Origin of the sequence: Pseudomonas sp. B329, assembly GCF_023127835.1 — a bacterium.
Taxonomy (GTDB): domain Bacteria; phylum Pseudomonadota; class Gammaproteobacteria; order Pseudomonadales; family Pseudomonadaceae; genus Aquipseudomonas; species Aquipseudomonas synxantha_A.
Window position 1 is genome coordinate 194,490 of record NZ_SPKP01000053.1, and the last position, 13,329, is coordinate 207,818.

Annotated in this window: 12 protein-coding genes and 1 pseudogene; 11 read left to right on the top strand and 2 right to left on the bottom strand. The window is 56.2% G+C overall.

Annotated elements, in window-relative coordinates:
- Positions 1-81 precede the first annotated feature (81 nt).
- Together E4P00_RS24550 and E4P00_RS24555 are read left to right on the top strand one after the other, a co-directional pair.
- A complete protein-coding gene (locus tag E4P00_RS24550) occupies positions 82-3,513 on the top strand; it encodes a P-loop NTPase fold protein (protein ID WP_248133217.1) in 3,432 nt (1,143 codons plus the stop codon).
- A gap of 118 nt (positions 3,514-3,631) precedes the next feature.
- Positions 3,632-3,784, top strand: a pseudogene (locus E4P00_RS24555) (transposase); the annotation flags it as partial.
- A gap of 100 nt (positions 3,785-3,884) precedes the next feature.
- Here the strand turns inward: E4P00_RS24555 and E4P00_RS24560 are convergent.
- Positions 3,885-4,400: a GNAT family N-acetyltransferase gene (locus E4P00_RS24560; protein ID WP_103733758.1), complete on the bottom strand. Its 516-nt coding sequence runs from the start codon at positions 4,398-4,400 to the stop codon at positions 3,885-3,887.
- Positions 4,401-4,519: 119 nt separating this feature from the next.
- On the opposite strand from E4P00_RS24560, the gene E4P00_RS24565 reads away from it, so the two are divergent.
- Positions 4,520-5,014 (top strand): GNAT family N-acetyltransferase, encoded by a 495-nt coding sequence (locus E4P00_RS24565; RefSeq protein ID WP_248133218.1) that lies wholly within the window; start codon positions 4,520-4,522, stop codon positions 5,012-5,014.
- Between the two features lie 6 nt (positions 5,015-5,020).
- Here the strand turns inward: E4P00_RS24565 and E4P00_RS24570 are convergent, their stop codons facing one another.
- On the bottom strand, positions 5,021-5,254 hold the full coding sequence (locus E4P00_RS24570; protein ID WP_003192651.1) for a hypothetical protein: 234 nt from the start codon (positions 5,252-5,254) through the stop codon (positions 5,021-5,023).
- 160 nt (positions 5,255-5,414) lie between these two features.
- Here E4P00_RS24570 and E4P00_RS24575 point away from each other — a divergent pair, with 160 nt between their 5' ends.
- The 8 genes from E4P00_RS24575 to E4P00_RS24610 all read left to right on the top strand — a co-directional run bounded on the left by E4P00_RS24575 (position 5,415) and on the right by E4P00_RS24610 (position 13,010).
- On the top strand, positions 5,415-5,960 hold the full coding sequence (locus E4P00_RS24575) for a GNAT family N-acetyltransferase (protein WP_248133225.1): 546 nt from the start codon (positions 5,415-5,417) through the stop codon (positions 5,958-5,960).
- A gap of 112 nt (positions 5,961-6,072) precedes the next feature.
- The gene (locus E4P00_RS24580) at positions 6,073-6,840 is read left to right on the top strand and encodes a hypothetical protein (RefSeq protein WP_248133219.1); all 768 of its coding nucleotides are present in this window, start codon (positions 6,073-6,075) and stop codon (positions 6,838-6,840) included.
- 201 nt (positions 6,841-7,041) lie between these two features.
- The gene (locus E4P00_RS24585; RefSeq protein ID WP_103733754.1) at positions 7,042-7,668 is read left to right on the top strand and encodes a LysE family translocator; all 627 of its coding nucleotides are present in this window, start codon (positions 7,042-7,044) and stop codon (positions 7,666-7,668) included.
- A 28-nt stretch (positions 7,669-7,696) separates the two neighbouring features.
- Positions 7,697-8,053 carry a hypothetical protein gene (locus E4P00_RS24590; protein ID WP_248133220.1) on the top strand — a complete coding sequence of 119 codons (357 nt, stop codon included), beginning with the start codon at positions 7,697-7,699 and terminating at the stop codon, positions 8,051-8,053.
- An 87-nt stretch (positions 8,054-8,140) separates the two neighbouring features.
- Positions 8,141-8,521, top strand: a complete 381-nt coding sequence (locus tag E4P00_RS24595) for a cupin domain-containing protein (protein ID WP_248128860.1) — start codon at positions 8,141-8,143, stop codon at positions 8,519-8,521.
- An 89-nt stretch (positions 8,522-8,610) separates the two neighbouring features.
- A complete protein-coding gene (locus tag E4P00_RS24600) occupies positions 8,611-9,117 on the top strand; it encodes a sigma-70 family RNA polymerase sigma factor (RefSeq protein ID WP_060767271.1) in 507 nt (168 codons plus the stop codon).
- Positions 9,114-10,076: a FecR domain-containing protein gene (locus E4P00_RS24605; protein WP_248133221.1), complete on the top strand. Its 963-nt coding sequence runs from the start codon at positions 9,114-9,116 to the stop codon at positions 10,074-10,076. The genes E4P00_RS24600 and E4P00_RS24605 overlap by 4 nt, the downstream gene beginning before the upstream one ends.
- 96 nt (positions 10,077-10,172) lie before the next feature.
- Entirely contained in the window at positions 10,173-13,010 is a 2,838-nt protein-coding gene (locus tag E4P00_RS24610; protein WP_248133222.1) for a TonB-dependent receptor, read from the top strand.
- Positions 13,011-13,329: the final 319 nt, after the last annotated feature.

Genomic DNA, 13,329 nt, shown 5'->3' on the forward strand with positions numbered 1-13,329 from the left:
AACCGGGGCGATTCAGATTTTACTGACCGTGATGCTATTGTGCTATGTTCCTTCTATATCTTGACCTCAAAAGGATTTTCCGTGTCGCGTATATCCTTCCAGAACGAGCAGCCGTCCGAATTTGACGTGTTTCCTGGCGGCAGCCACGACAAGGTGGCGACCGCGATGTGCGACTATATCACTGATGAAAAAAACTCCCGCGTGCTCGGTCTAGACGGCGAATTCGGGTCGGGTAAGAGTTCTATACTCACTATGCTTCAGCAAAAACTGGTGAAAGTTGACCAGAAATATAAGGTCTGGTTTTTTGATTGCGAGCAAAACTATCAAGGCTCTATAAAGAGTAACTTTATAGAGCTGTTCACAGAAGAACTTCTCGAAAAAGTCGGATCGAACGAAAAGGCTCGCGACTCGTTGCGGGATAGCCGGGATCGCGCACTTGGTCGTCAATTTACTTATACCAAAAATACAATTAGTCGAGTTAGCTCCTGGGCGCTAATCTTAGTTGTTGCATTGTTTTTTTCGACTAGCTCTTTCAAAGAGCTTTTTGCGCTAACCAAGCTTGAAGATCCGAAAATAGCTTGGCTTGTAGTGCATATATTTTCTTTTGTTAGTCCTTTGATAGTGCTGCTAGTGGCGCATTGGAAGCTCAAAGACACGAAGGTCGGTGACCAACCGTGGAGTATATATCACCTTTTCAAAGGTGGGTCTGATGACACTATTACGGAGAAGATCAAGGTGGCCAAGGAGGTTACGCCTCTAGACCTGAAGCGTACGCTTGATGATGATCTTAAGCTAGTTCATGATCTGCATTATGTCGTCATCCTGGACAACCTCGATCGCTTGCCAAAGGACAGCTTGAGAGCGGTCTGGAGTGATCTTGAGATTTTTACTGGGGTTACCGAGAAAAACAATCTCACTGTGATTGTTCCGTTTTGCTCCAATAAGGTCGCAAAATACTTGGCCCCAGAGAGTGACAGAACTTATGACTCGCGCGATTTCATCGCGAAAAAATTTCCAGTCGTATTCCGTGCTCCACCCATCATTGCTGCGGGATGGAAGGACGGTTTCTATCAGCTGTGGCAGAGTACGTTCCCGACTTATGGGAGAGAAATCGCAGAAAAGTGCGCGCTCCTGCTCCAGCGCCATAGTCCAATGCGGGGCAAGTTGGTTACGCCTCGATTGCAAAAGCGCTTCATAAATGATATCGCCACTACTTCGCTTACGATGGGGGCTAATATTGATGTGGTGTGCATTGGTGCGCACCTATTGCTTTGTAAATATGATGATTTACCACTTGAGGAAGTAATTAGGGCTGATGGGCTTTCTGCATCCTTCAAGAAAACTCATGAAGGATTCGATGATAGTGATGTGAGTGCAACCAAGAAACTGCTAGGTAGGCATGTCGGCTCTGAGCTGGAAGATGGATGGCAGATTCAATTTCTGCAAATCCATTTCTTGACCAATAGAAAGATCGCGATGGCTGAACTGATCGACGAGCCGTTAGAGTTGTCAATTAACGAAGGTGATAGCGAGCGTTTCGCAGAGTTGATTTCAACGTTCGGATTCAATGATGCATTCAAACGTTATCTATCGAACGAAATCTATAGTGCTGACCTGGTGCGCGTGCTGGCAGCCGCCTCCGCGAAGCTGTCCAAGGAAGACTTTGAAAGCGTTATTCGCTTGCTAAATCGAGAAACTAAAACGTTTGAAAGTTCCCTCCCGGAAAATGAAGTTGGTTTCTTCAGCGCCTTGAAAATTTGTCGTTTGGCTGGGCTTAACATAGCCACTCTAGACAGTGTTAAGAGCGATCTTATCAAAGCGGTCAGTTCGGATGTCAATGAGGACGTCACAGAAGACACGCTGGAAGTGAAACGCGCTCGACTGCGAGATTACGACTACCTGATCGACGCTTTGGGGATTGAACCCGTCGTATTAAGTGCAAGAAATGCAGCCTACTTTACTCATGTATTTTCCGGATGTAACGATCTTACATCCGTCGGTACGACGCAATTTAATTTCACTCAATCTGGATTAAAAAGTATCCATGAGCACATCGTGGCGCTGCCAGACTCCACAATCGTTTTGCCAATTTCTGAGCCGCAGCGCGAGATACTTTTAGAAGTTCTTAATAGCTCAGTCAAACACGGTCATGATCCACGCGTAGCGATGCCAGAAGAGGATGTATTGTCCCTGGCCAAGTCTTTGGGTACCTATCCTAACCATGAGGCCATACTGTTCGGAATGGCTCTGAGTGGAAAGCTTCCTGACGCTGTTGTGGCACAAGTTGCAAGCCTAACGCTGGATGATGCCACTGTCTCTCAGAAGGCCGCGGTTGCGGCTATGCTGCTCAATGCCAAGCAGCTTGACGCCTTAGCATCAATCGAGGATGTGAATACTATTGTTGATAGCAAGGTCTTTAAATTGCTATTCCGTGGCGGCGGTTACAGCGACGTGTTAAGTACAGAATATCTAAATCCAGTTATTGGAGAGGTAATCTCAAAAGTATTGGCTTGGGCGATCACGGATGCTGCTATTTGGACGTTTAACCATTTAAATATCTCTCGAAACTTTATGAGTATGGCTACCGCCATACAGCCTTGGGGTGTCGAATCGCAAGCCCTTTTCGAGTGGATAGAAGGCTGGCAGCGTCACTTCAAGGCTGAAACTGATGCAATCGATAAGCTAGACGAGGAGTTTGTGAACAAGCTCTGTAGCAGCGACGAAAGCCAATTTGATATATTCAAAAAAGCTTTATTAGCATTTTATGGTTCTGACGAACGCGGGGTAGATGATTGGGAGCCCATACTGCTCAGAGAGAGCAATAACCACGCTCGACTGCTTGAATGGGCCTTAAAGCAAGAAGATTTTATTCTAAGCTCCAGTTATCGTACTACTACTATTGAGATCCTCAAGAAAATTGTTGTGGGTCATCTGGATGATGATGCCAAGCCTCAGGCTGTCCGCAGTTTAAGAATAATCGTCTCCGTCAGCGATCAAGCGCAAAATAACCTGTTGGGGGCCGAACTTAGAAATGTTTTTTATATTGAGAATGGCGCCCCAAAAGCTTCGATATGGCTGCTGAAAGAGCTCGGTCATCTCATCGTCGATATTCAGCCAGCAAGTACAGCGGAAGTTGGCAGGTTGATGGGAATTCTGGACTATCTTAATAAGCACGAGGAAGATTCACAAGATGCACTCAGGTATTTCGAAGGGCGCGCCAAGCAAATAGCAAGTTATAGCTATTCAGAGCAGCTTCGCGATGCTATGGCGCTTGCTGTATCGAACCTCAAGAAGTCAGCCCCCAATCTTTATCAAGCCTTTGCGAAGAAATCACTTTTCAAGGGTATATTAAAAGACATTCTCAACTCAGAAAAGAGAGCAGAGAAAGCCAAATCGGACTTGCTCAAAACGGAGCAAAAGAAAGCTCAGGAAGCACCAGCAACCCCGCCAGTTTCTGAGCCGATGTCACAGGAGGCTGATGAAACTAAATCCTCCGATACTTCAAAAGCATAGTGCTACAGCTATAACCAGGCCTTCATAAGTCTTTACGAGATCTCGTGAAACCCAAACGCCGCCCCTCGGACGCTGAAATTTTATAGAGTTCCCGCCATCGACGGAAAGGAGTTCTGTGCTGGCGAAGCGTTACGAGCTCTCAAACGAGGCTTGGGGTGTGATCTCCGGTCTCTTCACCGAAACTCACGGCCGAGGGCAGCCGCGCTTAAACGACCGCCTGATGCTCAATGGTATACTCTGGGTCCTTTGCCCGGGTGCTGCGTGGCAAGAATAGCGATTCGCGTGTTCGCGGCCTATACCTATTCAATGTCTGCTTCTGGCCGACTTCTGCCGTTCGTGAAGGCATTAATCGGCCAACCTGATACCCAGAGTCAAACCACCGGTATCCGGTACACAACCGAATCATATTTCTCCGCCATCCGCCTCTCGATAACGACTCCCCCCAAAGCTTCAGCAATACGTCGACTCGCACGATTCTGCGTCGCAACAGGGTAGATAAAGTGCTTTGCCACCACCCACCGGCTAGCCCACTGAACAACCGCCTGCACCGCTTCACCACCAAACCCCAACCCATGTTTATCTTCACGGATCCAGATACCCAACTCCGGTGTTTCACTGCCGGTATGGTGCAGCCCGACCAAGCCGGTAAAACGGGCATTCACCCGCTCCCTGACCGTGAACACGATATCGCTGCCATCCGCTATCGCAGGCAGCCACTGCCCCCAGACTTGCGCGTACTCTTCTAGCGAGGCAGGCGGTTCCCAGGACATGTAGCGAGTCAGAGTCGGCGTGATACAAGGGAAGGACTCAACAGCGTCCTGCTCGCAGAAGGGCTCAATGCTCAGGCGTTGCGAGAGAATGCGGATTGGGTGGGTGTCCACTGGCATCGCAATTTCCTTCCTGAGGTCCGTTACTCCATGTATGCCGTGAACATACCATGCAGGTCGCTTCATCAGTATCGGGCTCTCTATACTGGGCGCCCAGGATGGTAGTTGGAGCACCCAATATGCCCGTCACCCCCAATCAAAATTCCCCGATCATTTTGGTCCCTGCTCAACATAGCGACTTGGATAATCTGGTAGCCATTCGAATCGAGGCCATGCGCGAAAGCCTGGAGCGTGTTGGGCGATTTGACCCAGTGCGTGCGCGGGAGCGGTTTCTTGGCGGCTTTGAAGCTCGCAACACACGCCACATCGAGGCATCTGGAGAGCGGGTGGGTTTCGTAGTGGTCAAACATCACCCCAATGAACTCTTGCTCGACCACTTGTATGTAAGGCCGAGCGCGCAAGGGTCAGGGGTAGGGTCTGCTGTTCTCTCTCAGATTTTCAAAGAGGCGGATGCGGCTGCGCTGCCTATTAAAGTGGGGGCTCTCAAAGAAAGCGCTTCGAATCGCTTTTATACTCGCCATGGCTTCCAGTTCATCGAAAGCAGTGAATTCGACAATTATTATGTTCGTCAGCCTATTCCGGCGATTGGCCCTCATTCGGGAACCATGGACTGACGTGCACTAGCCCTTCAGTTCACCAGCCCGATTGCTCGCCGCGTCGTCATACGCCACATACAGCGACTCCGCAATCTGGCTTTTGATCGCCTTGGTGGCCTCCAGCCCCAGCACAAAACCCTCGGCTTTACCGCCAGCACGGTTAAGTTCTTCATGGGTCGAGGCGCCAGTAATAGCGTCAAGCAGCTTGGCGGCGTGAGGGCCGACACCTTTGGGGAGGGAGATCTGGTCGATGGACATTATCGCTACCTTGAAAAATGGAGTTCGGGAGCGAGTGAAACCACTGCCGGGGCTGGCATGGTAGACCTGTTTGCCATGAAAGGGGTCGCTTTACGCGCAGCGGCGCTATTCTTTGCGGCTACGCAGTGAGGTGGGGCCATTGATCAATCTGGAGGGGCTTATGGAGTATTGCGTTGAGGGCTACTGCCTTCGGCCATTGTGCCGCGACGATTTCGAGAGGATCAGCCGTTACGAAAGCGTCAACCGCAGGCATCTGCAACCCTGGGAGCCGCTCAGGGACGAGGAATACTTCACCACTGGCAACGCCAAGGCCAGGGTCGAGCAGCAGGTAAACAATATGCAGGCTGGTAACGCTCTGTGTTTCCTCTTGCTTGAACCCGAGAGCGGAGAGGTTCTAGCGCGGTGTAACTACACAAACATTGTGAGGGGCGTTTTTCAGGCCTGTCATCTCGGCTTCTCGTTGGCGGAATCTGCCCAGGGCCGTGGCCTGATGAAAAGAACACTTCAGGTCACTAACCGTCATTGCTTTGAGCAGTTGGGGCTTCACCGGATCATGGCCAATCATTTACCCCGCAATGTGCGAAGTGAACGCCTTCTGGAGTCGCTGGGGTTTGAAAAGGAAGGTTATGCGCGAGCCTATCTGAAGATTGCTGGCGTTTGGGAGGACCATACGTTGAGATCGTTGATCAACACTTATAATAAATGAGCCCCCTACAACCCATTTCCACGATTCACGACCGTGGTTGCTCCAGCCGCTCATCCTACGAATGGAATCGACAGAATGCCAAGCAACCGGCAGATAACACCCAAGGAAAGCCATGACCTCTGAAATTGAAAAATACCTGCACATCAACGCCCAAATCGAGCAGACCTATAAACAAACGATCCGCAACAGTCGCAAGCAAAATCAAGCTGGCTGGGATTACCGATTTGGCGTTCTTTACTTCTGGCTCGCAGTGGTAGGTCCCTCAATCCTTGCGATTGTGCTGGCCGGGCTAGGGAAAGCCTTTCAAGCGTACTGGTGGTTCAGCGTGAGCTGGGGGCTGATTGCGTTCTCTTACCTGGCGATGTTTCTTTACCCTTTGCTAGGGGTGCTGCTGTACCGCCACTCATTAATGAAAATGTTCACCGCCCCATTCGCCAATCTTTTGGAGTGGAACGTAAAAACGGTCATGCAAGTGGAAGCACGGCATTTGCCAGAGCTCGTAGCACTGTCCAGAGAAACCCTGAAGCTTGGGGCACTGGAACTGAAAAGCGAACGCGACAGTTTCGAAAAGCGCACCTACATGGTCACTGGGGCTTTGGAAAAAGTCGGTATTTTACCCGGGGCCCTCGCTTTGATTATCGGCCTCTCAAGCTTTGCCAAAACCCTGGACAGCGCCGGGATCACCGCCCACATGGATTGGATATTTGCCGTAGCAGCGGCCAATATTTTTTTCTTCCTGATGTGTTGTCACGTGCAAATGATGCTCGTGCGCTACGATCGAATGATCGCGCTCACCGAACTGGCCGTGGACTGTAAGGCGAACCCAACATCCCCTCAGGAACGCACCCCGTTCGTTCATCTGCATGATTCAATAAAATAGATAGACACGCTGTGTTTGAAAGACTCATGGCGCCCCCACCCAATAGTCGGCGGCCTCCAGGCAGTCACGGGAGCAAGCTCCCTCGCCGCTGGTGCTGGGTCGCGCCACAGTCGCATCGTCATGGCACACACCTGGGGCGCCGTTGCATTCGTCCTTCAGATAAGGATTACTGTAGGCCACGCCTGCACCGAGACAGCCCCCATGTTCGAACTCGCCTCGCTCATCACCTATGTCGCCGTGGTGATCGGCCTATTCCTGATTCCCGGCCCTTCCGTGCTGCTGGTGATCACTCGTACCGTGCAAGGTGGCCGCAAGGTCGGCGTTGCCACCGGGCTGGGTGTGGCATGCGGTGATCTGGTGCATACGCTGTGCGCCGCACTGGGTCTGTCGGCGATTCTGATGACCTCAGCGACTGCGTTCAACGCCGTGAAGTGGGCCGGTGCCGCTTACCTGATCTACCTGGGCGTGCGCGCGTTCATGGCCAAGTCAGGCACCTCCGGGCGGCTTGAGCTGCCTGCGGTCTCGCCGCGACAGGCGTTTTTCCAGGCGGTGGGTGCCGAGGTGCTGAACCCGAAGACGGCGATATTCTTCCTGGCGTTCCTGCCGCAATTCGTCCACCCGGAATCGGGCTCGTCGCTGGTGCAGTTCGCGGTACTGGGCTTGATCTTCTCGGGGCTCAGCGCGGTCTACACCAGCCTGCTGGCCATCGCAATTCGCCCCTTGAGCCGAGGCATCAAGGGGCTTTCCCGGCTGCGCCGCTGGGAAGGGAAAATCATCGGCACGTTGTTTATGGGCCTTGGGTTGAAAGTAGCCTTCCAGCAGCGCTAAAAACCCGCCGTACCCTGAGGGGCCACTGATGCCTTCATCCAAACGCGACAACGCACGCATTGAGCGCCGCCTGGTCGCCAGCCTGACTGAGGCCTGCGAGACCGCCAAGGGCGAAATCATCGGTTTCGACTGGCTGACCCACACCGTCGATTACACGGCCTTCCCCCAAAGCCTGCGTGTAACCTGGGTATTCGACACCCGCGCAAACAAGGACCGGGCTCTCGCAACCGGCGCCGATCAACGCATGCGTGAGCTGGCTGCGGCTGCGTTGCACGAAGCCGATATTCCGCCCGTGCCTATCAATCGCTGTGTACATTTTGACTGTGAAGAAGACTGCCAACGCCAGCACGGTGGCGACTGGCGCGTACGGTTGGCACGGCACTGACGTTTTAGGTGAACCCCTTGCAGGATCGTACAAGCCCGCTGATCGTTCGCCCGGATACTCTGGCTCCTCCCAAAAAGAGGATCCAGCATGACTCAACTACAGCACCCCACCCAGCCTGTAAACCTCGCGCACAAAGCCTCGCTCATCGATCAGCAATGGAGCCCAAGAGTGGTTGCCGAAATGAACGACTACCAGTTCAAGGTCGTACGCATCGAGGGCGAGTTCATTTGGCACTCACACCCGGAAACCGATGAGGCCTTCCTGGTGCTTGAAGGCACGCTGCGTATCGACCTGCCGGGTGGCCCGGTGTATGTGAAGCCGGGTGAGTTGTATGTGGTGCCGCGTGGCATTGAGCACAGGACCGCCGCCGAAGGAGAAGCCAGGCTGATGATGATCGAGCCAAGGGGTATCTTGAACACCGGACACGAAGGCGGAGAGCGGACGGCAGTCAACGATCAGTGGATTTGAGCGCAGGCGTACGCTGCTTAGCGCTGTACAACCCTTAACCAAAACCCATAAGATGAGAAGAGCTATCATTTAAGCCAAGCGAATCTCACATGTTCAACGACAGCACCGCCTCGCCGGTCGAGCAGTTGTATACCCGCCACCGCACCTGGTTGCGGGGCTGGTTGCATCGACGTCTGGGGCACCGTGCCGATGCCGAGGACCTGGCCCACGACACCTTCGTGCGCGTGTTGTGTTCGCGCCAGGAGGTGGGCGAGCTGCGCCAGCCCATGGCGTTTCTGGCCAAGATTGCCAATGATTTGCTGATCAATCGCTGGCGGCGCCAGGCGATTGAACGCGCTTACCTGGAGGCACTGGCCGCTCGGCCCGAAGCGTTGGAGCCCTCGCCGGAGGAGCGACTGCTGACCATCGAGACCCTGCTGCAACTCGACTCATTGCTGGTGGGGCTGTCGATGCCGGTGCGGCGGATTTTCTTCTTGTCCCAGCTCGACGGCTTGACCTACCCGCAAATCGCCGCGCAGCTGAACCTCAGCGTGGCTCAGGTGCAGCGGGCCATGGGCAAGGCGTTCAGCGTGTGTTACGCGAGTCGTTTTGAATGAGCCTGCCGGTTGATCCGCAGGTCCGCGACAGCGCCATCAACTGGCTAGTCAAAAGCCAATCCGGGCTGATGAACGCTGCCGATTGTTTGGCTTTGCAGCAATGGCGCCAAGCCAATACCGAACATGAATACGCCTGGCAGCGCGTCAGCAGTTTGCCGTTGTCGTTGCAACCGGGAGCGACGCTGTTGGCGGATGCCACCACGCGACGGGCGCTGGAAGCTGCCGGCAATGATCCACAACAGCGCCGCCAGGTGCTCAAGGCACTGCTCTCCGTCGGCCTGCTCGGCGGGCTGTCGTGGCAGGGTGCGCAGTCCACCGTGGTGCGTTCGGCGTTGGCCACTTATAGCACTGGCACCGGCGAGCGGCGCGAATGGCGGTTGGCCGACGGCGGTTCGTTGTGGCTGAACACCGCCAGCGCGGTCAACCTGGACTTCAACGCCGCACAGCGCAGCGTGCAGTTGGTCGAAGGCGAGATGGCCCTGGACGCGCCCGTCGAATCGCGGGCGCTGCAACTGCTGACACCCGACGCGACGCTGCATAGCCCGGGCGCTCATCTGCTGGTGCGCCACGACCGCCGGGGTACCCAGGTGACGGTCCTGCGCGGTTTGGTGCAGGTGCATGCGCGAGGCCACCAACTGCCCCTGCGGCTGGACGCGGGCTGGCGTACCCAGGTCAATAGCCAGGGTATCGCCGCGCCGGCTCCTGTCGATGGGTTCCTCGCCCAGGCCTGGCTGCGGGGTTTGCTGCCCGCCGAACGCATGCGCCTGGACACGCTGCTGGCCGAACTCTCGCGCTATCGCCCAGGGATTCTGCGCTGTGGCGAAGCCGTTGCAGGCTTGCGCGTCACCGGCAGTTTCCAGCTCGACGACACCGACGCCGCCCTGGCCCTGCTGGCCAAGGCGCTGCCGGTGCGCATTGAGCGGCGCACGCGTTATTGGGTGACCGTGGTGCCGGCCTGAAAATATTTTCGTAATACAGCGCAGTTTTTTCCACGTCGCTTGGCCTATGGGAACAACCCATCGAAACAGGTGGGCCTTCACCCTCAGGAGCCCTGCATGACCTCCCCCCTCCATGTTCTGCGCAGCCGCACGCTCGGCCTGCTGTTTCTTGGCTTGCAACCGCTGTACGGCGCGGCGGTGTTGGCAGCCGATGAGCGCCAGCACTTCCACATCGACGCCGGTACGCTGGACCAGGTGCTCTCGCGCTTCGGCGTACAGGCGGGCATCAGCATGGCGGGGCGCGCCACGCTGACTGCCGGCAAGAGCAGCCAGGGCCTGACCGGCGACTTCACCACCGAAGCCGCGTTGACACGGCTGCTGGAAGGCACGCGCTTGAGTTATCAGCGCCTGGCCGATGGCAGCTACGAGCTGTACCCGGGCGGCACGGCGCTTGCGCTGCCCACGCAGAAAGTCACCGGCGAAGACCCGCAGAAACAGCAGGTGTATTCGGCGCCGCGTTCCTCCGTGTATATCTCCGGTGAGGACATGCAACGCTTCGGCGTGATCTCCGCCGGCGACCTGCTCAAAGGCCAGCCCGGCGTGCAGGTGGGCGACAGCCGCAACGGCGGCGGTTTGGATGTGAACATCCGCGGCATCCAGGGCCAGAGCCGCGTGGCGGTTACGGTGGATGGCGCGCAGCAAGCGCTGGATGTGTATCGCGGCTATGCCGGCACCCAACAGCGCAGTTACATCGACCCGGATTTGATCAGCGACGTGACCATCGACAAGGGCCCCAGCGTTGACTCCAGCGCCATCGGCGGCACGGTTAAAATGCGCACCCTGGGGATTGAAGACATTCTGCGCGATGGGCAAAACATCGGCCTGCGCCTCAAGGGCGAGGCGTGGAACAACGGCGTTGCGCCCGCCTACCGCGACGGTCACTCATCCGAGGGCAGCCTGTACGCCGAACCGCACCGAAACCGTGGCGGGTTGTTCGGCTCCCAAGCCGAATCCGGCAGCGCCGCGTTTGCCTACACCCATGACCTGTTCGATGTGGTCGCAGCCTACGCTCACCGCAATCAAGGCAACTATTTTGCCGGCAAAAAGGGCCAGGATCGCTACCGTACCTACGACCGCTATGGCGACGAAGAAAGCACGGTGGCCAGCACTTATAACGCCGGCGAAGAAGTACTCAATTCGTCGGCCGAGACTGAATCCTGGTTGCTCAAGACTACGATCCGCCCCACCGACGAGCACACCTTCGACCTCGGTTACCAGCGCTACAACGGGCACATCGGCGAGATCATGCCGTCGGATATTTTTCGGTTCGGCACCGGCGGCATCTACCAGTACCCGCTGGGCCATACCCGGATCGACACCTATACCGCGCGCTACCATTACCTGCCCACCAACAACCCGCTGGTGGACCTTACCACCAGCCTGTGGATGACCGATGCGCAAACCAGCCAACTGACTTCAGTGCTCGCGCCCGCTTCTCAAGCCTACCGTTCGGACCGCAACTGGAGCCGTCAGGCCAACCGTCGCATCGGCGGTGACCTGGCCAATACCTCACGGTTCACCAGCGACTATGGTGACCTCAAGCTGGACTTGGGCGGTGGCTTCCAGGTCGAAGAGCTGCGCCCGCAAAAAGGCGTGGTCACCACCCAGCACGACATCAACGCCAACCGCAGTTTGCGCGATGGTTCACGCCAGGAATTCAACCTCAACGGCAAGCTCGAATACCAACCCGTGGACCGCCTGACACTATGGGGCGGTGGCCGCTATACCTATTACCGCACACAAGACCATGTGCCGCTTTCAACGGCGCGCCGGGAAGAGCGCCCGTTGCGCTACGTGTCAGCCACGAACGCCGGGGCCTACGGCAACATGCTCTGGTTCCCCGACATGAACGGGGACTACACCGACGCTACCGACCCGCGCCAGAACAACGGCATCGTTTTCAGTAACACCAACTACCCATTTGAGGGCCCGCGCTATAACGATTTCGGGGCCACGGATACCACGGCGTATGAGCCCCAGGTGGGCGAAGTGGTCAGCGGTTATGACTACTCCGGAAAAAACCGCAACAGCGGCGGTGCATTTGCGCCGGCCTTCGGCATCAATCTGGAGGTGGCGCCCGACACCTTCGTCTACGCCTCTTACACCCAGGGCCTGCGGATGCCGTCGCTGTTCGAGACCAGCCAGGGCGTATTACAAACCCTACCCGGCAAAGGCTTGAAGCCCGAGCGTTCGAGCAACTGGGAAATCGGCGCCAGCACCCTCCAAAAAGGCCTGTTTGTGGCTGACGATGAGGCGGCGATCAAACTGGCGTACTTCAACAACACGATCAAAAACTACATCACCCGTTACTACGACCCCAGCCCCGGCCTGATGGGCCAGATGCAATTCAGCAACACCGACAGCTTCAAGACCAGCGGCCTGGAGTTGCAGTCCCATTACGATGCCGGCCGTGTGTTTGCCGACCTGTCATCCACCTACTACCTCAAGACCCAAACCTGCGACTCGGCGTTCGCCGCTCGCCTGCGTGCCAGCAGCAACCGCTATCGCGACACCAGCCAGACGCCCAACTGCACGCCCGGCAGTTTCATGGGCTCCTACACCAACACCCAGAACCCGCCACGCTTTGCCGCCAACCTGACCACCGGCGTGCGCTTTTTCGACCAGTCGCTGACGGTCGGCACGCGCATCACCTACACCTCCGGCCCCACGGTGACCGCCGATAAACCCCGGCAGGCAGGCGCCACCACGCCACAATTGGTCTATCGCGAAGTGACGCTGGTGGACTTGTTCCTCAACTACAAATTGCAGGACCACACCCAACTGAATGTCTCGCTGCAAAACCTCACCGACCGCTACTACCTGGACCCGCTGGCGCAAAGCTTTATGCCGGCACCGGGCCGAACCCTCAGGGTGGGTCTACAGACGAAGTTCTGACAGGGGCAGGCACAACTCTCGAAAGGCACACATTCCAACTGTGGGAGCTGTCGAGCCCCGGCGAGACTGCGATGGCGGCGGCACAGGCGAAATCCTCGTCGCCTGAACCACCGCTTTCGCAGCCTCGCTAAAGCTCGACAGCTCCCACAGGGGTTCGGCGGTGCAGGGTTCAACCCAGTTGGCAGGGCCATCGCGCCAAGCACAACTCCCGACAACAACACCGCCAAAATGTGGGAGCTGTCGAGTCCCGGCGAGGCTGCGATGGCGGCGGCACAGGCGAAATCCTCGTCGCCTGAACCACCGCTTTCGCAGCCTCGCT